This is a genomic window from Parabacteroides johnsonii DSM 18315, from assembly GCF_025151045.1.
Classification (GTDB): domain Bacteria; phylum Bacteroidota; class Bacteroidia; order Bacteroidales; family Tannerellaceae; genus Parabacteroides; species Parabacteroides johnsonii.
The window spans coordinates 3,655,873-3,680,704 of sequence record NZ_CP102285.1; the positions used below are offsets into that span (position 1 = coordinate 3,655,873).

The 24,832-nt window shown below is 49.5% G+C and carries 13 protein-coding genes; 6 read left to right on the plus strand and 7 right to left on the minus strand.

Features of this window, described 5'->3' with window-relative positions; translation table 11 throughout:
• Nucleotides 1-20 precede the first annotated feature (20 nt).
• Both NQ564_RS15160 and NQ564_RS15165 read left to right on the plus strand, forming a co-directional pair.
• Nucleotides 21-1,085, plus strand: coding sequence for a tyrosine-protein phosphatase (locus NQ564_RS15160; protein WP_008156211.1), 1,065 nt, complete (start codon nucleotides 21-23; stop codon nucleotides 1,083-1,085).
• A gap of 124 nt (nucleotides 1,086-1,209) precedes the next feature.
• Nucleotides 1,210-2,985 carry a DEAD/DEAH box helicase gene (locus NQ564_RS15165; protein WP_050771026.1) on the plus strand — a complete coding sequence of 592 codons (1,776 nt, stop codon included), beginning with the start codon at nucleotides 1,210-1,212 and terminating at the stop codon, nucleotides 2,983-2,985.
• 117 nt (nucleotides 2,986-3,102) lie between these two features.
• Here the strand turns inward: NQ564_RS15165 and NQ564_RS15170 are convergent, their stop codons facing one another.
• Nucleotides 3,103-4,677: a beta-N-acetylhexosaminidase gene (locus NQ564_RS15170; protein ID WP_021862789.1), complete on the minus strand. Its 1,575-nt coding sequence runs from the start codon at nucleotides 4,675-4,677 to the stop codon at nucleotides 3,103-3,105.
• A 128-nt stretch (nucleotides 4,678-4,805) separates the two neighbouring features.
• On the opposite strand from NQ564_RS15170, the gene NQ564_RS15175 reads away from it, so the two are divergent.
• The 3 genes from NQ564_RS15175 (at nucleotide 4,806) to NQ564_RS15185 (ending at nucleotide 9,976) form a co-directional block, all read left to right on the plus strand.
• On the plus strand, nucleotides 4,806-6,416 hold the full coding sequence (locus NQ564_RS15175) for a dipeptidase (protein ID WP_008146585.1): 1,611 nt from the start codon (nucleotides 4,806-4,808) through the stop codon (nucleotides 6,414-6,416).
• Nucleotides 6,417-6,454: 38 nt separating this feature from the next.
• On the plus strand, nucleotides 6,455-7,627 hold the full coding sequence (locus NQ564_RS15180) for a C1 family peptidase (protein WP_021862791.1): 1,173 nt from the start codon (nucleotides 6,455-6,457) through the stop codon (nucleotides 7,625-7,627).
• Between the two features lie 207 nt (nucleotides 7,628-7,834).
• On the plus strand, nucleotides 7,835-9,976 hold the full coding sequence (locus NQ564_RS15185) for an alpha-L-fucosidase (RefSeq protein ID WP_008146587.1): 2,142 nt from the start codon (nucleotides 7,835-7,837) through the stop codon (nucleotides 9,974-9,976).
• A gap of 698 nt (nucleotides 9,977-10,674) precedes the next feature.
• On the opposite strand, the gene NQ564_RS15190 is transcribed toward NQ564_RS15185, so the two are convergent.
• Genes NQ564_RS15190 through NQ564_RS15200 form a run of 3 tightly spaced genes read right to left on the minus strand, consistent with a single transcriptional unit; the run spans nucleotide 10,675 to nucleotide 18,213 of the window.
• A complete protein-coding gene (locus tag NQ564_RS15190) occupies nucleotides 10,675-13,485 on the minus strand; it encodes a sugar-binding domain-containing protein (protein WP_008146592.1) in 2,811 nt (936 codons plus the stop codon).
• A gap of 45 nt (nucleotides 13,486-13,530) precedes the next feature.
• Nucleotides 13,531-16,830, minus strand: a complete 3,300-nt coding sequence (locus tag NQ564_RS15195; protein ID WP_008146594.1) for a DUF5107 domain-containing protein — start codon at nucleotides 16,828-16,830, stop codon at nucleotides 13,531-13,533.
• Nucleotides 16,831-16,839: 9 nt separating this feature from the next.
• Complete coding sequence (locus tag NQ564_RS15200) at nucleotides 16,840-18,213, minus strand: sugar porter family MFS transporter (RefSeq protein WP_008146596.1); 1,374 nt, start codon at nucleotides 18,211-18,213, stop codon at nucleotides 16,840-16,842.
• A gap of 353 nt (nucleotides 18,214-18,566) precedes the next feature.
• Between NQ564_RS15200 and NQ564_RS15205 the strand changes: the two genes are divergently transcribed.
• Complete coding sequence (locus NQ564_RS15205; protein ID WP_008146600.1) at nucleotides 18,567-19,454, plus strand: AraC family transcriptional regulator; 888 nt, start codon at nucleotides 18,567-18,569, stop codon at nucleotides 19,452-19,454.
• On the opposite strand, the gene NQ564_RS15210 is transcribed toward NQ564_RS15205, so the two are convergent.
• The 3 genes from NQ564_RS15210 to NQ564_RS15220 form a co-directional block, all read right to left on the minus strand.
• Nucleotides 19,455-21,029 carry a sulfatase family protein gene (locus NQ564_RS15210; protein ID WP_008146602.1) on the minus strand — a complete coding sequence of 525 codons (1,575 nt, stop codon included), beginning with the start codon at nucleotides 21,027-21,029 and terminating at the stop codon, nucleotides 19,455-19,457. It lies immediately after the preceding gene.
• Nucleotides 21,030-21,312: 283 nt separating this feature from the next.
• Entirely contained in the window at nucleotides 21,313-23,445 is a 2,133-nt protein-coding gene (locus tag NQ564_RS15215; protein WP_370759226.1) for a S46 family peptidase, read from the minus strand.
• 19 nt (nucleotides 23,446-23,464) lie between these two features.
• On the minus strand, nucleotides 23,465-24,823 hold the full coding sequence (locus NQ564_RS15220; protein ID WP_036607795.1) for a TIGR00341 family protein: 1,359 nt from the start codon (nucleotides 24,821-24,823) through the stop codon (nucleotides 23,465-23,467).
• Between the last annotated feature and the right edge of the window lie 9 nt (nucleotides 24,824-24,832).

The window sequence follows — 24,832 nt, forward strand, 5'->3', positions numbered from 1 at the left end:
TTTGCATGAGTAGTAGAAGTATGATATTGAAACGGATTCTTTTCTTGTTCACCAGTGTGACCTTATTGGCAGGGTGCAGCTCCGGCAGAGCACCTGAAATTCGTGCCATATGTTTGCGTGACGACATCGGTAACTATATTATCAAATGGGAAACAGATCCCCATACCGACGGGATGATGAAACTTTATGTATCCGACACCCCCAACTCTTTCGACATGTCGCAGCCGTGCGGCTATGCTAACATCAACGACGGGAGAGTGACCTACATCACAAATGACAACATCACCCGCAAATACTTCCTCCTGTCGTTCAACGACAAGTACTACCGTACCGTCGGTGCCCGCTCGGTACAGATGGACAGTGTCCAGAACTTGCGCGACATAGGAGGCTATTTCAGCGAACACGGGAACCGTATGACCGGCTGGGGCAAGATATTCCGTTCGGGTGAACTCAAGGCGCTTAGCCGCAACGACACCATCCGGTTGGACAACCTGAAGATCAAAACGGTCATTGACCTCCGGGGAGAAGACGAGGTAGCTCTCGCCCCGGAAAAATATACAGGAGCAAACATCATCTCCATCCCAATCCCGGTAAAAGGAAAAGAACAGATCGCCCGACGTTTGGAAGAAGGGCGCATACGCAAAGGTGACGGACTCGTATACATGCAGGATACATACATCAGCTACGTGACAGACGAGAGCGAACAGTTCGGCAAGGCATTGAAAGTCTTCCTCGACAAGGACAACTACCCGATCCTCGTGAATTGTTCGTTAGGCAAAGACCGCGCAGGTTTCCTGACCGCCATGCTGCTGACAGCTCTCGACGTACCCGAAGAAACGATTATGAAGGACTATATGGCTTCGAACAACCATATAGACCTGAGACACCTTGCCTATATGGCACGCAACCTCAATACGGACGCCCAGGAAACTATCACCGTTCTGCTGGGTGCAGACGAGACATGGCTGGACTTAGCCTTCCATAAAATAAAGAAAGAGTACGGTTCGACTGACAAATATTTGTCGAAAGGGCTCCATCTTACGGAAAAAGAGCGCGATACACTAAAAGATATTATCCTACACTGATAGGTATCCGAATAATTTGCGTACCTTTGCCCACTCTGAATTATTATATATACACATATATCACATTTTGAAAACATTTGAAGAATTAGGAGTTGCCGCACCAATACTGAAGGCAATTCAAGAAATGGGCTACGAATCGCCCATGCCGGTACAGGAGGAAGTGATTCCTTTCTTACTGGGAGATGACAACGACGTAATTGCATTAGCACAAACAGGTACGGGGAAAACAGCCGCTTTCGGCCTTCCGATCCTGCAAAAAATCGATGTAACTACATACCAGCCCCAAGCACTCGTACTTTGTCCTACTCGCGAGCTTTGTCTACAGATCGCAGACGATCTGAACGACTACTCCAAGTATATCGACAACCTGAAGGTTCTCCCAGTGTACGGTGGTTCCAGCATCGAGAGCCAGATTAAGACGCTGAAACGTGGTGTGCACGTGGTAGTGGCCACTCCGGGACGCCTCTTGGACCTGATGAACCGCAAGACGGTGAACCTCAGCTTGGTAAAGAATGTCATCATGGACGAGGCGGATGAGATGCTCAACATGGGCTTCACCGACAGCATCAACGCCATCCTCGCCGAAGTGCCGGAAAACCGCAACATGCTGCTCTTCTCGGCCACCATGCCGAAGGAGATTGCTGCCATCACGAAGAGGTACATGAAGAATCCGAAGGAAATCGTGATCGGCAACAAGAACGAGGGCAATAAGAATATCCGCGATATCTACTACATGGTCCGTGCACAGGACAAGTACCTCGCGCTGAAACGTATCGCCGACTTTTACCCGAACATCTACGGCATCGTCTTCTGCCGTACCCGCAAAGAGACGCAGGAGATCGCCGACAAACTGATACAGGATGGCTACAACGCCGATTCGCTGCACGGCGAACTGAGCCAGGCACAGCGCGACTACGTAATGCAGAAGTTTCGCGTCAAAAACATACAGCTTCTGGTTGCCACTGACGTGGCTGCCCGCGGCCTGGACGTGGACGACCTGACACACGTGATTAACTATGGCTTGCCCGATGAAGTAGAATCCTACACACACCGCCGCGGCCGTACCGGTCGTGCCGGTAAGACGGGTATCTCCATTTCGATCTGTCATGTGAAAGAAAAGGGCAAGATACGTGAGATCGAACGCATCATCAACAAGAAATTCGAAAAGGGTGAGATCCCTTCCGGAAGTGCTATCTGCGAAAAGCAGCTTTTCAATCTCGTAGATCAGATCGAAAAAGTGAAGGTGAACGAGGAAGAAATCGCCTCCCTGATGCCTCAAATCTACCGCAAGCTGGAATGGCTGGACAAGGAGGATATCATCAAGCGAGTCGTTTCGCTCGAATTCAACCGTATGATCGACTACTACAAAGATGCTGACGAAATCCAGCAGGTGGACGAACGTTCCGCCCGTAGTGAACGGGGTGAACGTGGCGAACGCCGTGCATATGTGGCCGAAGAGGGTTATTCGCGCTTCTTCCTCAACTTCGGCAAAGCCGACGGCCTCTATCCGAACCAACTGATCGAACTGGTCAACAAATGCGTGCCGGGCAAGGTGCGTATCGGTAAGATCGACCTGCGCGAAAACTTCTCTTTCTTCGAAGTGGAAGAGGGTGAAGCCCAACGCGTGATGAACAGCATGAATGGGTTTGAAGTGGACGGACGCCGCATCTCCGTCGAGCCTGCACAGGGCAAGAAAGAAGAAGGCGGACGGGGTGGCAAACGCAGTTATGGAGGCCGGCGTAGCGATGACGGCTACAAAGGCAAACGAGGTTCCAAAGATAGCGGACGCCGGAGTAACGATCGTTCAGACCGTGCTTTCCGCAAAGACGAACGCGACAGTAACCGCCCATGGAAACGGACAGCCGCCGCACGTGATGCCCGTAAAAAAAGACGTTTCTGATCCTTCTTCCTCACGCTAACAAAAGCAGGAAACCGCAGCATACATCAGCAACCCCCAGCCGGTAACGACAGGGAGTTGCTGTTTTTATTTCCACTTCTCTTCTTATCCCAACATATCTTATCCATTCTTCAACACATCATCCTTGTCCGGTGCATCGGGTTCGGGTGTGGATTCCGGATTAAAGGGGTTGAAATAGTAGATGCCTTTCTCACCGAGGAATTGCAGGAAGTACGGGAGCTTCTGCATAAAGAGGCTGCACTCCTTTGACTTGGCAGGGGTCCAAGCGGATTCGGCTACTGCGACCAAACGTGGGAACGTCATATAATCCAGACGTTTGGCATCGGCTACACGTTCCGTCCAAAGGGAGAACTGGAGACCCATCACCTGGTCTTCATAATCACGAGTCAGATGGATGATAGGTTCGGGGAAACGGTAGATGTCTTCGACCGGATTGAAACCGCCCCACACACGGCCCACTTTATGGCCACCATATTGGATGAAGTCGGCATACAACGGACGACGCGGAGTCATAATCACCCGGTAACCGTTTTCGAGCGCTTTCACCAACTGGTGTTTGCGGTCATGCCGCCACCACATGATGACGGCTTTGTCGGGAGAGACACCGGCATCGATCATCTCGTCCCAACCGATCATCGTCTTACCTTTGGAAGCTACGATATCGGCGGCACGGCGGATAAAATACTGTTCCAAGCCCGTTTCGTTGCCCAAGTTCTTATCTTTGATAAACTGTTGGATTTCGGGATCGGTGAACCAGCTTTGGTTACCGTAATGCACTTCATCGCCTCCGATATGGATATAGGGAGACGGAAACAGGGCAACAATCTCATCGAGCACGTTGCTGATAAACTCGAACGTCTCTTCCTTACAGGGATGGAATGTGAAATGCTGCCATTTTCCCTCACCGCCGCCGGAGATTTCGGGATAGGAACGGCAGACGGCAGTAGCATGGCCCGGCATGTCGAATTCAGGAACGACCATGATATGACGGTCGGCTGCATAGGCAACTATCTCTTTGATCTCTTCTTGGGTGTAGAACGTAGCGGGCGCTTTCGGGTCGTGCCAGTTACCGACAGCCCCCTCGGTAGTCAGCTTCGGATAGCGCTTGATCTCGATACGCCAACCCGGTTCGTCGGTCAAGTGCCAGTGGAACACATTCAGGCGAAGAGACGCCATGATATCCAGATATTGTTTTACCTTTTCTTTTCCAAAGAAATGGCGGCTCTCGTCGAGCATAAAACCACGCCAACCATAGCGGGGCTGATCTTGTATCTTGCAGGCTCGCACGCTGCCCTTACCGAAACGGGATAGTTGAAGAAGGGCTTCCTTCGCATAGAACAGGCCGGCTTCGGAAGAGGCTTGCAACAGGATGCTGTTCGGTTCGATAACAAGCGTATAGGCTTCATCAGCCATCTTACAATCATTATTAAGTTCCAGACGGATGATTCCGCTGGCAGGTGATGATTGCATACCGGCTTCTTTCAACTCGGTTTGTAGTCCGGCGGCCAGCTTATCAGCATACCCGCCATTACCTTGTATCTGCAGATTCTTTCCAATGGTGAACGAGCCTTTTCCGTTCTGCACCTTTGCAGGTGTCGGGAACAAAGGTTGTTGTGCCATTATCGGCAACACGAATAGGAGCAACAGAGCGCTCAGATAAATCATTTTTCTCATGGCATATTTATGTTTAATCATTTCCTTGCAGGGATATTTCTCTTCTACCGGGGGATTAATCCCCCAAGCAAGGGGTAGCAAATATAACAAAATTTCATATCTTTAGCCGCAAAATCAAATATAATACCATGAACAGACTGATTATCCTCATTATTGTACTTATCTGTTACGGGGACAGCCTCCGTGCCCAGAAAATCGAGTACTCCCAGCCGGTCAACACTCCTGAAAGTTGTACAAGCATCATGGTCGGCAAGAAAGCATCAGCCGACGGTTCGGTCATGACCAGTCACACTTGCGACGGGAACTACCGCACATGGATGGAGATCGTCCCGGCGGCACGTTATGAGCACGACACGACAGTCGCCATCTATAACGGCCGCATGCATACCGAATATCCTGCCGACCGTACGAATATGGAATTGAAAGGGACGATACCGGAAGCCCGATCGACCTACCAGTTCCTAAATACTTCCTATCCCTGCCTCAACGAGAAGCAATTGGGGATCGGCGAGACGACGATCTCCGGACGTGAAGAGTTGCAGAACAAGAAGGGGATGTTCATGATTGAGGAACTGGGAAAGATAGCCTTGCAGCGTTGCACGACGGCACGCGAAGCGATCCGGCTGATCGGACAGCTGGTAGCCGAATATGGATACGGAGATTCGGGTGAATGCCTGACGATTGCCGATCCGAACGAGGTCTGGCATTTCGAGGTGTTCGGCGAAGGCCCGGACAAGGTCGGGGGCGTATGGGCGGCTGTCCGTATCCCGGACGATCATGTGGGCGTATCGGCCAATATTTCGCGTATCTCCACGCTCGACCTGAAAGATAAAGATCGTTATATGGCTTCGGAAAATGTATTCTCCGTTGCCAAAAAGATGGGTTTCTGGGACGGCAAGGAACCGTTCAAATTCTGGAAAGCTTATAGTGGGGGTAACTATTTCGGCGAACCGAAATCATTCAGCATCCGTGAGTATTTTATCCTGAACGCATTGGCCCCCTCACTCAAACTGTCGTACGATGCGGAAGAACTGCCGATCAGCGTGAAGCCGGATAAAGCGGTTGCCGTAACAGATGTGATGGCATTACTGCGCCAGACCTACGAGGGAACGGAATGGGACATGACGAAAAACCTGAAAGTTACTACCAAGAACAAGGAGACACAAAAGACAGACACCCTCACCAGCCCCGCGGCAAACCCGTGGATGGTGACAGATATGGTCAGTATGTTGAATGCTGTGAAGCCAGGGACGGTGACACGCAATCGCCTGGTATCAGTCCCGCAGTGTTCTTACTCGCACGTGATACAGCTTCGCAGTTGGCTGCCGGATGCCGTAGGCGGTGTAGCCTGGCTGTCGTTCGACAATCCGGGACAGAGCCCACGTATCCCGATCTTTGCTGGTACAACCGACCTACCGGTTGCTTTCGGCATCTGCGGACAGCACCGTCATCGTGAGGATGCTATCATCTGGAAATACCGGACGGCAAACAAATTGGCGACAGTTCGCTGGGGACTGACCAAAGACAAGATCAACGGTGCAGTCGCCCACTTCGAAGAAAAGGGCTTATCGGAAATGCCTTTCGTGGAAAGCCGCTACAAAGAGTTGCAAAGCAGCAAAGGGGAAGAAGCCGCACGGACTTTCCTGACAGGCTACACGGCTGACTTCGCAGGAGCAACAATCCTACGCTGGCAGGAGATGGCGGATGAATTTTGGAAGATGTTCGCGAGGGGATTTTGAAAAAATGAAAGAGTGAAAGAATTAAAAAGTTAGACAATATGAAAACATTTATTTTATCTTGCATGTTGGCATTCTCTGTCTCGACAGCGTTTGGCCAGGGGTATCAGTTTACAGAGGTGGTAACGGTTCCTGCTACCCCGGTTAAGAACCAGGCAGCAACGGGTACTTGCTGGTGCTTTGCCACGACTTCATTTATGGAATCCGAACTGCTCCGTATGGGAAAGGGCACGTATGACCTTTCGGAGATGTTCATCGTCCGCCAGAAATACATGAATCAGTTGCAGGACAACTATCTGCGTCGCGGAAATGGTAACATCGGACAGGGCAGCCTGTCGCATACATTTATGAACGCATACCGCCAAGTCGGGATTGTCCCTGAAGAGGTTTACACGGGTATCAATTATGACTCCGAACGACATAACCATAGCGAGATGGTCCGCTATATGCATGCCATCGCCGATGTGGCAGTAAAGACGAAACAGCGCAGTCCGGAATATGACAAACTGATTGCGAACCTGTTCGACACCTATTTAGGCAAACTACCGGAGAAGTTTACATATAAAGGAAAAGAATATACGCCGAAGTCATTCGCCGAATCATTGGGATTGAACATGGACGATTATATCGAGCTGACCAGTTTCACGCATCATCCGTATTATGTGAAATTTGACGTGGAAGTGCCTGACAATTGGGAACATTCCTTAATGTACAACCTGCCGCTCGATGAAATGATGGAAACAGTGGATTATGCTTTGACGAACGGCTATACGGTATGCTGGGACGGTGACGTGAGCGAGAAGGGATTCTCCTTTACAAACGGTGTCGCCATCAATCCGGAAGTGAAGAAGGTGGAAGACCTGTCGAATACGGATCGTGCCCGCTTCGAGAAATTAGGCGAAAAGGAACGTTTGGAAGAGGTATTCAAGTTCGAACGTCCGTACCCGGAAATCAAAGTAACCCCGGAAGTACGCCAGGCCGGCTTCGAATCATTCGTGACTACCGACGATCATCTGATGCACGTGACCGGCATCACGAAAGATCAGAACGGCACGAAATATTACATCACCAAAAACTCATGGGGTACTGACCGCAACAAGTTCGGCGGCTACCTGAACATGTCCGAGAGCTTCGTCCGCGCCAAGACCATCTACGTAATGGTCCATAAGGATGCGATACCGAAAGCGATCAAGATTAAGTTAGGAATTAAATAACACATTCCACATCTATTCATTGGGGGTGTGTCGAAACTATCCTGTTCCCGCGCTTGACGCGGGATCGCATTAAAACCGACCCTATAAAAATCTGATTGAGAAGGTCTGTCCTTTTGCGTCCCCGCGCTTGACGCGGGGACAAGGAGATTTTAACACACCCCCAATATCGTTATATATAAACATACAAAAATTAAAATCGTTATAAACATGAAACACACCTTTATCCTCCTACTTGGAGCCATGCTGTCTTTACAAGGGCAAGCTCAGGACAAGCAGATGCAGTTTCAGAACACGATCAAGATCGAAGCTGGCGACAATCACGCGGACATCATCGGAAAAGCAGCCCATGTCGTGCCTTCGCCCAACCAGTTAGCGGCGTTGCAAAACGAATTTATTGCCTTCATCCATTTCGGACCGAACAGTTTCACCCGGTTGGAATGGGGAAGCGGAAAGGAAGACCCAAAAGTCTTCGACCTGAAAGAGCTCGACACGAATCAGTGGTGCGAAGCCATGAAAGCGGCCGGCATGAAAATGGTGATCCTGACAGTCAAGCACCACGACGGATTCGTCCTGTGGCAAAGCCGCTATACGAAACATGGCATCATGTCCACCGGTTTCCGCAACGGCAAAGGTGACATTCTGAAAGACCTATCCGAATCCTGTCGTAAGTACGGGTTGAAGTTAGGCGTCTATCTGTCGCCGGCAGACCTCTATCAAATAGAAAACCCCGAAGGATTGTACGGTAACCTCAGCCAATACACCAAACGAACCATCCCACGGGAGGTTCCCGGACGGCCTTTTGCCAACAAGACCCGTTTCGAGTTCGTAGTGGACGACTACAACGAATACTTCCTCAACCAACTCTTCGAGATCCTGACCGAATACGGTCCGATCCACGAGGTTTGGTTCGACGGGGCACACCCCAAACGAAAAGGTGGACAGACCTACAACTACCCCGCCTGGAAGAAACTGATCAAGGCACTTGCTCCCGAAGCCGTTATCTTCGGACGGGAAGATGTCCGGTGGTGCGGTAACGAAGCCGGCGGCACACGGTCGACCGAATGGAACGTGATCCCCTACCAAGCAAATCCGGACACGATGTCGAACTTTGCCGATATGACCGACAAAGACCTCGGAAGCCGTGAACAACTCTATAAAGCCAAATACCTGCATTACCAGCAGGCCGAAACCAACACTTCCATCCGTGAAGGCTGGTTCTACCGGGACGACACGCACCAAAAAGTACGAAGCACCGACGATGTGTTCGACATCTATGAACGTGCCGTAGGAGGCAACTCCACCTTCCTGTTGAACATCCCGCCCAACCGGAACGGGAAATTCTCACCAGCAGATGTAGCCGTATTGAAAGGTACCGGCCAGCGAATCCGGGAAACCTACGGGACCGACCTGTTCCGTCAGGCAGAAGGCCCGAAAGAAGTTCTCGACCAAAATGCAGACACCTACGTAACGGTCGATAAAGACGGCCCGGGAATCGTCATCTCCACTCCCCAACCTGTCACCCTCAACCGTTTGGTTCTCCAGGAAGCAATTGCCACCAACGGGGAACGAGTGGAAAAACACGCCGTGGACGCCTGGATCGACGGAGGATGGAAAGAGATCGCCCACTCCACCAACATCGGCTACAAACGAATCCTGCGCTTCCCCGATGTCACGACAGACAAGATACGGGTCCGCATACTCGAATCCCGCCTGACACCTACGATCTGTACCATCTCCGCCCATCACTACAAAGCCCGTCCGCCCCGGTTGAGCGCACAGAGAAACATGGACGGACTGGTTACCATCGAACCGATGCCACAGGAATTCGGCTGGAAAGCGCACGGCGAAAACATTGCGGAGAACCTGAACGCTGGTTTCAAGATCTACTATACGACAGACGGAACGGAACCTTCGGCAGGCTCTACCGAATATAAAGATCCTTTCCAGATGGGAAACAACGAACTGAAAGCAGTAGCCATCCTGAACGGAGAAAAAGGAGCTATCTTGCAGGAACGGTTCGGACTGGTCAAGAAGGAATGGAAAGTAATCGGCAAGACTGCACAATTTCTTGCTATCGATCTCGGCAGCGAACATATATTAAGCGGCTTTGCCTTCACCCCACAAAAACAAGGAGATAAAGGCACGGTAGCCGGTATCATCCGGATCAGCAATGACGGAAAGAACTGGAAAGAGATGGAAAGCTTCGAATTCGGCAACCTGATCAACGACCCGTCCAAACGCTACCATCATTTCAAGCAAATGGTAAAAGCCCGCTACATCCAAGTGGAAGCAGCAGAAATCGCCGCCCGTACGGAAGCTGATGCCCTTGCTGGAATTGACATCTTCTAAAGCTCGCACAACCAATATAACCCCTGTAAGGTAGAGCAAGAATACTGCTGTTGCAAGCGTTTGCTGTTTGGGAAATCTGGCAAAATAAAGGAAAGGGGGCAAAATATACATATCCCCTTTCCTTATGTAGCAAAGCATATAAAACAAAATTCCTTTGTTATCAAAAAGCTGAATATCCTAACATTGTAGAAAAACTGAACTCCCGAAGAATCCCCTGCTGCAAACAAATATTTCCGCAGGCCTGAATATATCAAAAGAGATTTGCCCCTTTGTCGGCATGACGACCGTCTTCATAGTCTATGGTCCCGGCAACTCCCAGTGATGGTAACCGTCTTCGTTGTGAAAAACCGCATACCTCATAGTAGAAAGCCTTTTTTTCGATGAAGAACCGGAATTTACTGCTATTCCCAAAGGATGTGCTTTGTTGTTAACGAAACAATATTACACAATCCCCCCCCCTTTCCAGATCAGGATAAATTACGGAAACAACTTTGCCTCCTTCGGGGGATCACCAGACACAACGTTCCGCCCTGTTCGGGCAAGATACGGACTTGCCATGCCTGCCCCATCATCTTTTCGACCAAAACAAGGACATGGAACATATTCGCCCTCATCCCAAGTCTTGGCCAAGTGATCAAACAGCAAGGCAGCCAACAGACATGCGCTTATGCAAATTTCTTAAAACTCATTCTTTGCTCTTATTTAGTGTATAATACATCTTCTATTTTTAACTCCTGCAATGGGTTGAACGATTCGGACGCCATATATTCCAAAAGACTCTGCCGGAACTGGGCCGCTGCCGGGCGTTTGTTCAAATCGTTTTGCAGATCAGCACCACAAACTAACAATTTGCCTTTCCCGACACGGGCTTCGTAAAGCATTCCAAGTTTGCGGTTTGTAAACCAGTCATCGACGATATGAATGATCGGACGGAAATCCTTCGGATAGTCATCTAAGATCATGGCATCGCAACGGTTCATCAGATCCCACCATTGATAATCACTTACTCCCTCATTCGGGAAAGCAGCCAATGCCGGATGTTTTGCATCACAGCAAACACCAAGTGTATGCGGAGCCTGCCCGCGGGTCCAAGCCGTATTCCAGAAGATACTGGAGAAGCCGACGGCTATGTCACCTCCCTTTTCAGGGGGGACAGTTCCATAGGTCAGCAGCAGGACGGACTCACCTTTATTCAGTTTATCCTGAGCCGTCCGGTCCAGACGTGTCGTAACATACGGGAGATTATCTACCGTCTTTTTCACTGCCGGATAGACCCAGATATTCCAACGATTCCTCATATCCGAATCCCCGATCTGAACGGAGACAAGAAGTTGGGAAGGTTCCTTGATCCCGGCCAGATCACAACGGACCGTTCCGACCGGGATGCAATTTCCGAGGGGTATCTCACGCGTGAAAGAACCTTCTGTCAATATCTGTTTATCCACAGTCGAGACAGTCCAGCGGATCATTGTTTCAGGAAGCGGCTTCTCGCCGAAGTGGGCTATTTCCAGCGGGACTTCCAGTTTTTCATTATTCAACCAAACCATTTTCGGAAAACGTGCCAGCGGAACAGTGCTGTTACAGAACGTACGGTATTCCTCACCAGTCACATACCCTTTATCGTCCCAGAAAGGGTCAAGCACACCTACCAGTGCAGTCCCCTGTCCGGGAAAGTCGTGCAAGTCAAGTAACTGAAAACCGGCAAAACCCGGTGTACGGAGAGCAGCTTCGATATCTGCTTTATAGCAAAGAGTCTGTAAACGCCCGGAAGCATAGAGAAATTTCTCTCCCATATCTTCCATACCTTTATCGGCTAAAGTCTCCTTGAATATTTCTAAGTTTTTAGCTTTCAGCACACCTGTATATTTATCTATTTCCTTGAAGTTAGGATAGACGCACCACTGCCCGATTTCGTGGCTGACAGTCGGCATATCCGATCGGATTTTGCCGGCAAAATCATAATCTGTCCGGGGAGCCTCCCGGTTGATTATGCTATTAATACCGGCACCCCAGGCCTGTATGCGCGGATCGGGAGTATTCCAATAGTCAGCATTCTCCACATACGGCCATCCGGCCGCACTGGAATAGACACGGCGGGGATCTTTCTTTTTCCAATGATCGACCAGACCGGAAAGATAGTGTGCTTGGTCTGCCCCACCGGGTTCATTGCCATAGACCATCATGCAGAAAGAAGGATGGTTACCATATTCTTCAAGGATGCGGTCGCTCTCTTCCTTCAACCACTGATCCTGTGGTTTGCCACTACCGACTTCCGCCCATCCGCCGCATTCTACTTGCAGGTAAATACCCATACTATCAGCCACATGAAAAGCCGCTTCCGGAGGACACCAGGAGTGGAAACGGACATGATTCAAGCCGTATTCCTTACAGGTACGGTAGATCTTAGCCCAATAATCATTTTGCATGGCGGGATATCCTGTCAGTGGAAATATACAACATTCGAGCGTACCACGTAGGAAGACAGGCTGTCCGTTGACCTCAAAACGTGTACCATTTGCCTTAAACTCACGGAAACCGAAATCGTAGGTCTTTCTGTCAACTCCATCCGATGACTGCAGTAAGACATTCATCCTGTAAACATTCGGGGTATGCTCTGACCAGATTTTTAAATCTTTTCCCATATCTACAGCTGCTTCGATATGGCCATCCGAACTCTTTGCATCGACTTCCACCTGAACAAATTCACCTACAGGGTTTCCTGAAGCGGTCTCCGCCCGTAAGAAAATAGTCGAATTATCTTTTCCGATATTTCCTGCCAGTCGTATCTTTAATTTAGCCTGCTTTTTCTTTAGATCCGGATAGATTTGGACAGATTCGATATACCGGGAAGGTTTTGCCGACAGCTTGATATCCCCGATAATTCCATTCCAGTTACTTTGTGTATGATCGGAAATACTATGTGCATTTATTCCGACATCTACATAAAGACGGTTATCCACACGCAATGTAATCGTATGCTCTCCGGCTTGCATACCTTCTAAAACAAAACGGTTAGGAGTCTGAAGGGAATTCTGCTCACCGACTTTCTTACCGTCTATATAGAGAGTTGTCGCCCAATGTGTCCGTTCCAAATAGAGAATAACCGGACGGCCCTCCCAACCGGAAGGCATATTCACTTTCTTCTGGTACCAAGCTACACCTACATAATGCTTGTTCGGATTCAACCAGAAAGGTACTTTGATATTGCCCGATTGCCGGTATTTGGCATATTCGGGAGCATTATACCAGGAACTATCGACAACTTGTCCAGTCCATCGAGTATCCAAGCTGACATCTTTGCCTTTCCCCTGCTCTTGTAATGAACCCGGCAGACAAACAACATCTTCCAAGTCTTTATTCTGCCACTCCTGCCCTATTCCGACATCCGTCGGGTCCAAAGCGAATTGCCATTCACCTGCCAAAGACAGTTCGGAAGAAGTCTCTTTACAGGATAAAAAGAATATCAAGCTTATCGAGGCCCAAAATAAAAAGAAGTTCACCTGTCTCATAATTCTATCAGTTTAAGTAATTTATATATCAGTCCGTTCATTACACTATATAAGGTTTCCGACCATTTGCAAATGTATCTGTACGCCCTGGTGGTTATTATCCATTCCGGCGGCGATGTGAAAATAACGTTCCGCCTTGTCGAGATTGCCGAGTCCGAGATGCCCCAATCCCATCAGGTAGTTGCAATGGATGCGGTTTTTTTTGTCCATATCGTCTTCCCAAATCTGGAGATCGGGAAGTGAAACGGCGAAGTAGTCCATCTTGAAGGTATCGAACAAATGCTTTTCGCCAAAGTCGATCAGTCGGTTAAAGCACCCTCGGGCTTCATCTTCACGTCCTAACTTGCGGAAAGCAAGACCTTGGTAGAAGATCTTATCCGGTTTCTGGTCATTGTAGTACATGGCGGCTGCCGGTTGACTATTCCCGGTGCTGGCGGCCAGGAACAATTCACGCGCTTCGGCTTCACGCCCCAATGCTTGCAAAGCACAGGCTTTGTAATAATTGAAGTCGTTTTCCTGGGCGCCATAGAGTTTCCCCTCGCCTAAATTATGAGGATAGATGAAACATTCTTCGATCAAGTCCAATGCCTTTTCATTCTCCCCGGCTTTCAGACAGGCTTTTACCAACTCGACACGTGCCAGCTGATACTGTGCAGGGACTTTTCCCTCTCCCCCTTCCCAGGGATGGAAACGGCGGGCATCGATCATGTGGATCGCTTCTTCATAACGTCCTAGCTGATTCAATAAGGTGACATATTCCAAATAAAGATCGTCGCGGGAGAAAGCCACCTCTTTCAGCTTGTCTAACAAGTTCAGGCGATCGGCATGGGGACGGTTCAGACGCTTATACAGTTGGTCGAGTTCCATCAGGATCCGGGCATCCCGTATATCCAGCTTAAACGCTCTTTCGAGCAGAGCCACCGCTTCCTGCTGTTTATCCTGTTTGTTGAAATAGGCCAGTGACAAGTTACGGAGAACCGTCGGAAACGTATCGTCCTGTTCGACCGACTTCTCCCATTCGGCTATCGCTTCAGGGTACTGCCGCTTATCGTACCACAGGTTACCCAAATAGTAATGAGCCTTGGGTACGACATCTGCAAACCGGATTACCTCCTGTAACGCCTTGATCGCTTCGAGAGCATTCGGGAAACAACAGTCGGCCGGTTGATGCTCAGCAACACAGATAGCCATTTCAGCCTCTTTCAGACGGCCTAAGGATAACAAAAACCAGCTTTTATAATAATACAGCAATGTGCGTTCCGAGGCAACTACTTCGAATGCAACCTCAACCACTTTCAAGGCTTCTTCCCAGCAACCGGCAGAGGCATAATCGAGCGATAATTCCTCGTAATTATGTCCTTCCGAACGCATCCGTACAAGCAGATCATCCAGGACAGCCTTCTCACCCGTCAACAGATACTCTTCAAAACTACAACCGAAGTTGAAGCGGTCAATAGCAAGGGATTCCCGAATCAGCTTCAAGGCCTCGTCCACTCGTCCGAGATGACGGAGAACGACAGTTTTCAGATGGCGGCCGCGCAAGTTATGCCAGTTCCGGAGCAGGGATTTATCTATTTCATACAAAGCATCTTCCCAATTTCCTTTCGAAGCGGACAACTGGGCCAGCGAATAATAACCGGCATCCTGCCAGGCAGCATTCCAACAGGCTTTATAGAAATAGTCGTAGGCCTCATCCGTCTTACCCTGATATTTCAGCGACAACCCGAGATTATACAAAGGCTCGCCGTCATACGGGTTCGGATTCTTTTCTGTCAGTGTCTTGACAGCACGACGCAAATAAGGTTCGGCTTTTGCAAACTGCCCCTTGCGGATCAGCCACAATCCCATTGCGTTATTGTTGCGGACATCATCCGGATCACGGCTGAGCGCCTCTTCATAATAGTCGGTTGCGGCATAGGTTGCATGACGATATTGCTCAAGATGCAAGCCGGTCAGATAAAGCTGTTCCGTCGTTTGGATATCCTTCGGATCAAGAGCTGCTTTTGCTGGTTCGGGTACTTCCTTTATCTCATTGGGTTCAGGTTCCCAAGATAGAAGGAGTTTTCCCTTTGAGTTACAGATAGAGACGCGAAGACCTGTCAGGGTATCGACCGGAACCCACTCTTCGAGGATCGTTTCTGGTGTGACATCACGAATGATATCCAAAACTTGTTCGTCCTCTTTCACCACCACGATATGCAAATCCTTCTGCACCGAAGTAGCAAAGATTTTCAGGCGGGAAGCATTGCCCTCCGTTTCGATGTTCATCAACAGGTCGGAAGAAGCATTCTTCACCACACCCAATTCCCGGTATGGTATAAAATACTGGGTAAAAGTCTTTTCTTCATATGGCTGCAACCAAGTGAAATCCGGTTGGTTGTCAGTATAGACTCCTGTCATCAACTCGATATAAGGACCGTCCTCATCCGTCAAATTACGATCCCAGGCCTGCCCGAAATCGCCATTTCCCCAGGTCCATTGCTTTTTGCCCGGAGAGACATGGTGGTTGGCAACATGCAGGACACCGGCATGGGTATCATTTTCATAGCCGCCGACAAAATTATATTTGGAACGGATCGCCATGTAGGACGTCGGCACGGGAATATTCTTATAGCGGGAGATATCGACACCTGCCGAATAATCCATCTTATAATAGGTTCCGGTAGCAATCGGATAGCGCGAAACATCCCGCTTTCCATGATCGAACACAGCATTCACATCACCGGGGAAGACCGACTGGTATTGCTCGTTCACGGCAACCGCCGGATTCGCCCACCAGAGGAACGTCTGCGGAACAGGGGTTGGATTATATACTTTTCCCTGTATTTCCAGAACAGCCCGGCCCGGATGTAATGTGAACCCGGCCATCCCTTTCTGGTGGAACATACGTTCCCTTTCGCTAACCCAAACAACCACACTACCGTCCGACTTTTTCTCGATCGAGTAATCCACTGGAAGAACCGTGCTCGGACGATGGTGCTGCGGCCAGTTGAACTCGATACCGCCGGAGATCCAAGGGCCGGTCAATCCGACCAGGGCCGGCTTGATCACATGATTGTAATAAATGAAATGACGTTGCTTGACCTTGTCGTACGCCATCTGTACCCGTCCGCCCAATTCTGGCAGGATCATCACCTTTATATATTCATTTTCCAGATACACGGCATGATAGGACTTATCCTCACAAGTATCTTCGATCTTTTCAATTACAGGATACGGATATACGACCCCGCTGCTTCCCTGATACACACGTTTTTCCAGGAACATCGGATTCTTCTCCGGTTTACCAATGCCATAGGTAGGGAGAAGGATATCTTCCTCCCAAACTTTTACAATCTCTGCCATATTCTCAAATTATTTCGTTAATTCTTTTTCCAGTTCTTCCAGTGTCTTACCTTTGGTTTCCGGGAGCTTGGCCCGTATGAAAAGGAAGCCGGCCAGACAGATCCCGCCATATAGCCAGAATGTTCCCGAAGCGCCGACTGCCTCATTCAGGATCGGGAAGGTATAAGTGAGCAGGAAACAAGCCACCCAAAGGAAGAAGGTAGAGAGCGCCATTGCCATCCCGCGTATGCGAACGGGAAAAATTTCAGAAAGCACCACCCAGACCACCGGAGCCAGGGACATCGCATAGCAGGCAATCGCCAAAACGACCAAGAGCAACATCGGCCAGCCGTTTACCCCTAAAAAATAGCAAGTCCCTAAAATAAAGTAGATCATCGCCAGCCCTACCGAACCGACAAACATCAGTGTGCGCCGCCCCCATTTATCCACCGTATAAATGGCGACAAACGTAAAGATCACGTTCGTCACACCCGTCACCACGATATTCATCAGGACATCGGACACGGCATAGCCGGCAGCCGAAAAGATTTCCTGCGCATAATTGAAGATCACATTAATCCCGCACCACTGCTGGAAAACAGCCAGTACGATCCCGATTACCAGTACATTCCTCACACCGGGTTTCAACAGAGCACCCCAATTGGCCTTTTCTTGCTTATCTCCGTTCAACTGTCCCAATTCAGAGAGCGTCTGTCCGGCATACTCCGCACCACTGATACGCATGAGGATCTTACCAGCCTCGCCAGAACGTCCGGCCGTAGCCAGCCAACGAGGACTCTCTGGAATCACAAAGGAAAGGACAAAAAACAATCCCGCCGGAACCAGCTCGGCCCAAAACATCCAACGCCAAGCCCATTCAATACTTTCCGCACTCAGCGTCTCGCTGCCGGCCGTAAAATATTCGCCGATCTGCCAGTTCGCCAATTGGGCCATCAGAATGCCTAACACGATCGTCAACTGGTTGAGCGAAACAAACTTGCCGCGGACGGATGCGGGAGAAACTTCCGCAATATAAACCGGAGAGACGTTCGATGCAATACCGATCCCGAATCCTCCGACAATACGGTAGACGACAAACCAGAAAAAACTGTCCACCGCCCCGGTCCCAATGGCCGAAGCGACAAAAAGGAAAGAGGCCGCGATCAACATTTTCTTACGTCCGTAGCGATCACTCCAGGCACCCGAAAACAAAGCTCCCACCAAGCAACCGATCAGCGCGCTGCTCATTGCCCAACCTCGGAGTGCCGCCGAACTTTCCAGATTGAAAAAGGGTTCATAGAAAATCTTGGCTCCCCCGATTACGACCCAATCGTAACCAAAAAGCAATCCACCCATTGCCGAGACGAGGCAGATCAGTAATAAATAGGTTGTCGTTTGTTTCATGATAATTAGTTGTTAAGTTATTTGCGGTAAATGATGATTTATGGGTGCGTAATAAAATAATGGTGTCTCGTAGGGGCGGGGTTCTACTCCGCCCAATGAAAATAACGTCCGCCTTGCCGGATCCAAAGGGCAGAGCAGAGCCCTGCCCCTACGGGAAGATAATCATTTTGTATCACCATGTCATCCTTGTTCCATACCCGTAAATCTTCATTTACCTGCTAATATTGAATGATTAAGATACGAATGCAAAATAAATGCCTTTTGCAGGAAGAATAAATAGATAAAAAATCGAAGGAGATGGACAATCTTCCGATTTTAATAGTAAGTTTGTACCACACTTAAGTCAGTTAGCCATGATCAAAAGAAAAGACGGTTTCAGCGGAGAACGGGTGCTTGTCCTTCCACAGCCCATCATCCGTGAGATGGAAGAAGACCCTATTTCCTCCATTTTACACATTACCGATATCGGATATTATCCGAAGGCCTGGCATCATTTCCGGGAACGGCAGGAGCCGATCACGCAATTCGTCTTTATCTATTGTATAGAGGGATCCGGCTGGTACCGGACGGAAGGCGAGGAATTCCAGGTGACCGCCAACCAATATTTCATCCTGCCGGCAGGAAAACCGCACGCTTACGGGGCCAACGAGAAGGACCCGTGGACAATCTACTGGATTCATTTTAAAGGAAAGCTGGCTTCCCATTTCGCCAGGCAGTGCACACGTCCGGTAGAGATCAAACCGGGGATGCACTCCCGCATCAGTAACCGGATCGATATGTTCGAAGAAATACTCCGGACACTGGAAATGGGCTACAGCCATGAAAACCTACTCTATGCCTGCTCCATCTTCTACCACTACCTTGGGACATTGCGCTATTTGCAACAATATCGGGATGCTGCCCGTCACGAAACGGAAAAGAACGATATCGTAACGGCTGCCATCCATTTCATGAAGGAGAACATCGAGAAAAAGCTGACGTTGCAGGAAATCGCCGCCCATACGGGCTATTCCTCCTCCCACTTCTCCGTCCTGTTCAGCCAGCGGACAGGTTACGCACCACTGACCTACTTCAACCAGTTAAAGATACAGCAGGCCTGCCAGCTCTTAGACTTTACGGACATGAAGGTGAACCAGGTCTGCTATAAGATCGGCATCGAAGACACTTACTACTTCTCCCGCCTCTTCAGCAAGATCATGGGAATGCCGCCGCGCGAGTACAAGAAGATGAAGAAAGGATGATTACCAATAATACGCATCCATAATCTCCTGCATCCGGGGATTTGCCGCATCGGTATCGCCAATCTCTCGGCGGAGTTTCAGGAGTTCGCGTTTCATCTTCTCGATTTCACCAGCATAGGTTGGGGAACCGTAAAGATTATGGTTTTCATGCGGGTCGGCGAGCAGATCATAGAATTCCCAAGACGGAGTGACCGGTGCCTTATCCGATCCCGTTGCATTCAGCGGGTCGCCGTAGAGGAACATCAGTTTATAACGATGGCCCCGAATTCCCATATGAGCCGGACGTATTTTGTGATGCGTCCAGTAGCGGTAGTACATGGATTGCCGCCAGTCGCGAGGAGTCTCGCCTTTCAGGTTGTCACGGAAGCTGCGGCCTTCGCTGCACGCCGGAGCATTCACTCCGGCATAGTCGGCTAACGTGGCGGCAAAATCAGTGTTGAGGATAATGTCAGAATTGCGTGTCCCGGCAGGGATCTCCTTCGGGTAACGGATGACAAAAGGCATCCGGAGTGGTTCCTCGAACATCATACGCTTATCGAAAAAGCCGTGCTCGCCAAGGAAATAGCCTTGGTCGGAAACATAGACCACGATCGTATTCTTCGACAGCCCTTCCTCATCGAGGAAACGCAGCAGACGGCCGATATTGTCATCGATGGCCGCTCCACAACGTAGGTAGTCGCGAATCAACTTCTGATAGATTTTCCGGCGTGCATCCTCCTTGTTCATTCCTTCTATGGAGAAAGGCAGTTCCGGATACTTGCACCACCACGAATCCGGGTCTTTCGACGCAATCCCCCAACGGCGTGCCATGTCCTCCAACGGCTGTCCGGGAAATGTACGCCCGGACTCTTCCGGCCCGAACTCCATCATATTTGCCGGTTCGGGAAATGTAACCCCGTCGTAGAGATGTTTCAACCGTTCAGGAAAATCCCACGGTTCATGTGTCGCCTTGAAATGGCAACACATCATGAAAGGCTGGTTCTTATCGCGCGAACGGATCCACTGAATCGTCTTGTCGGTCACCAAGTCGGTCGAGAACCCCTTCTCCATCTTGCCACTTTTCCCTTTATCATCGTCTACCCATCCTTCCGCGGTCTTGAAAAGCGGATCCCAATATTCTCCCTGATCATGGAAAACCGAAAAGGTGTCGAACCCCGACGGCTGCGTCTTGAGATGCCATTTGCCGAAAAGGGCAGTCTGATACCCTCCCTCCTGCATGCGTTTCGCAATATTGTCCAAAGCCGGATCGAGTCTGTCTTCAAGCGTATAGACCCCATTATGATGGCTATAGGCGCCTGTCATGATCGCAGCACGGCTGGGTACGGAGATCGAGTTCGTACAAAAACAGTTGTCGAGCACGCATCCTTCGGCTGCCAGGCGGCGGATATTCTCGTTTTTCACATAATCGCGCAGGATTCCGCCATATATCCCCCACGCCTGCGAGCTATGGTCGTCGGAAAGTATAAAGAGGATATTCGGGCGTTCGCCAGTCGTTCCCGTTTTGCCAGTAGCCAGCACCGGGGAGGCTGTCGCCAGGAGACCGGCACCAATGATAAGTTGATTTAATATTTTCATGGCATGTCTTTTGTTTTTCTTCTCTGCAAAAGTAACGAATTTGCATTATGTACCAATGCGGAAATATGCCAATTTACCAATGGGAGAATGTTCGGACGAGGTAATAAAATATTCCGATAACAAATAAAAATCATAATAAAACAAACCAGACGACAAGCAGCCCTCCAAATCCTCATCAGGAGGCGGAGGCAATGCAGAACAGCCGGGAGAACTATAAAAAAGACGCGGATCACGCAAGAGTGTGTCCTCCGCGTAACCCGCGTCTCCTTTTCATATCTGCGTCTTACTTCACCAGCTTCAATTCCTCTATCAACCGCGGACATTTTCCCCACTTGTCGATCATATACAGCACATAGCGTATGTCAACACTGATCGTGCGCTGCAAATCCGGTTCGAAGGCGATATCACCACTCATGGCCTCCCAGTTACCATCGAAAGCGAGGCCGATCAAGCGAGCGTTCTTGTCGAATACCGGACTACCGGAGTTACCTCCTGTTATATCGTTGTTGGAAAGGAAGCAAAGCTGCAACTCTCCATCCTTATTGGCATATTGGCCAAAATTTTTGTTGCGGATCAGGTCGAGGATTTCAGGCTGAACCCAGAATTCGTCACTTTCGGGGTTTTCCTTTTCGAAGATCCCCTTCTCGGTCGTATAATAATCATACCAAGCAGCATCGTACGGACGGTAGCCGCCGATGGAACCGTAGCTCACACGCATCGTAAAGTTGGCGTCCGAAGAAAGTGCCTTTTCCGGGTACATCTCTTTCAGGCCGGCGAAATACAGGCGTTCGCCCTTGGCGATATCGTAATAAGAATCACCTGTGAGCTGTTGCAATTCGAAAAGGGAGATCAGGACGGACAAGCTCAACTCGGCAGCCGGGTCCTTCTTCAGCTTCGTATATTTTTTTGGGTCCTTCAGCATGGAAGCGATATTGTCATAAGACAGGATAGATGTCTTCTTGAATACATCGGCGGCATACTTTTCATAATCGCCTTTATACTTTTTGTCCACCTTCTTGTAGATATCCGGAAGATTCTCTGCCGGAACCCGTTCCTTTACGATCTTCATCATAGCCGCCAGCACCTTCTGGTCGAGGCTTGCGTCATAATCCTTGAAGAAAGGCTTGATATTATCTTCGAGGAAGATATCGATCTCTTCAGGGGTAGAGCCTTTCACATCCACACTCTGGATCATACGGGCCAGCTTCACGATCTCGGCGCCGCTCAGGAACGCTTCGCCCAAGTAGGTGGAGATCTTCTTATATTCTCTGGAAGAAGTATATCCTTTTTCCAACAGGTTCAAGACGTCACCGTACACCTCTTTACGCTTCGCATCTTGTGCCACCCAGGCGGCAAAAGCAGCTTCTTCTTCGCGTTTGCGTTCGATCACTTTCAGGTTGGCAAGCCCCTTATTCATGCCAATTGAATTTTTCCAGTAATTGGAACTACCAGCATATTTGGAGGCATATTTGATACGCACCTCGTCGCTCTTCAACATCGCGTCTTTCCAGATCGCCTGTTTGATGCCACGCACTTCGATACGAGGCTTATTGCTATCCTCGATACGCTGCTGCACACCCCATGAACAGAGATAACGGTCCGTGCTGCCGGGGAAACCGATCGTCATCGCGTAATCCTTGTCCTCATAACCTTGCAACGACACTTCGGCTACGTATTTAGGCTGATATGGCTTATTATCCTTGCTGTAGGCTGCCGGCTTGTTATCGGCACCTGCATATACGCGGAACACGGAGAAATCGCCCGTATGGCGCGGCCACATCCAGTTGTCCGTATCCCCACCGAATTTTCCGACCGAGCTGGGCGGAGCGAACACCATACGGACATCATTGAAAACATCGTAGACGATCAGGAAATACTTGTTATTATTATAGAAAGGTACGACATCGGCAGCCTGAAATTCCGTGTTTCCCACAGAATCGGCCATCGCCTGCCCGATCGAGTCGGCAGCAGCCAGACGCAGGTGCTCTTCCTTGATCGAAGCTATCTGTGAATTAATGCGATCGCTCACATCCACCGTCTCACGCAGGTAGCGGACTGTCAGGCCCGGAACCGGCAACTCTTCTTCCTTACTCTGGGAAACGAAACCGTCTTTCAGGTAATCGTGTTCCACACTGCTTAACTGCTGGATCGAACCGAAACCACAATGGTGGTTGGTGAAAATCAGCCCTTCATTAGAGACGGTGATACCGCTACATCCTCCTCCGAAGATCACCACGGCATTGGCAACACACGGGTCAGTTTCACTGTACAACTGTTCGTAAGACGGAGTAAATCCCAACTCCTTCATCCTCGCCAGGTTTTGTTTATTCAACTCTTTCAGTACCCACATGCCCTCATCGGCAAACACTTGGCCTGAAGCAACGAGAAGCAGTAACACTGCCCACAACTTCTTCATAAAATTCATTCTTTGTTCGTTATTCAATAATTAATTTGATTTTCTTTTGTTCTACACGCGCGGCAAGCCATTTCTTGATCTTTTCTTGTTCCGCCTCGCGTACTTTTTCTTTACTTTTCAGATAGACTAACAGGACGGTATCGGGTTGAATGCTATCCATATCCATCAGATAGGTATGCGCACAAGAGACTTCCTTGATATAAGGGAAAAGAACTTTCATTTCCGGCATCAGCTCGGACGTAAGATGATTATGACTGTGATATTTGTTCAGGTCGCGTTTCAACGAATCGATCTGGAGGGACTGTGCCCGGAGAACCTCTTCGCTATTCTTATACAAATCCTGCATCAGTAGGCTTTTCAACTCGTTAATGTCGGTGGCTTCCTGCCCGAACCCTTGCTGTACGATAAGCCCTACGTTTTTCAAGCCGTATTTCGGCATCTTGGCACGGGCGTTCGTTATCATCGTTTCCGGCACAGTCTCGCCGATCAGGACAACTTTCACCTCTTTCTTGTCACTGGTGTCGATCACCGTCTTGCTCAATATCTGCGTGTTCGGGAAACTCAGTTCATCCGCGACGAACGTCCGCACCCGGTCATTGAAATAACTGGCTCGGATCAGGTTGTAGCTCAGGAAAAGACTCGGCACGATGGTAAAGAAAACGATCACCCCGACATATCTCGTCACGATCTTCTCGCGCTGTTTGTTTAAAAAGACCTTCTTCGGATATTTCAACAGGCGGACCACCACGTAGGTAGCCAGACTGATAAACACCGTATTGATAAAATAGAGATAGAAAGCACCGAAGAAATAATATAGGTTACCGCTCGCCAATCCGAATCCGGCCGTACAAAGCGGCGGCATCAAAGCCGTAGCGATCGCCACGCCGGGAATCACATTCCCCTTGCTCTTGGTCGAACTGGCAACGATCCCCGCCAGACCACCGAAGAACGCGATGAGCACGTCATAGACAGTAGGCTGCGTACGGGCCAGCAACTCACTCTGCGCCTCGCTGATCGGAGAGATCAGGAAAAAGAGCGTCGATGTGATGACACTAAATACCGTCGCCGTAGCAAAATTGCGGAAGGAACGCTTGATCAGGTCGAAATCAGAGATTCCCAATCCCAGACCGAACCCCATGATAGGGCCCATCAGCGGGGAAATCAACATCGCACCGATAATCACCGCCGTCGAGTTCGTATTCAAACCCAGCGAAGCAACAAAGGTTGCAAAGATCAGAACCCAGAGGTTCGTCCCCTTAAACTCTATGCCTTTCTTGATAGACTCGATCGTTTCGAGTTCATCCTCTTTTTCTTGACGGACATCAAAATTACGGACAAAGAAGTCCCTAATTTGCTTGTGCAACAATCCTTTTTCCATCCTATTAAA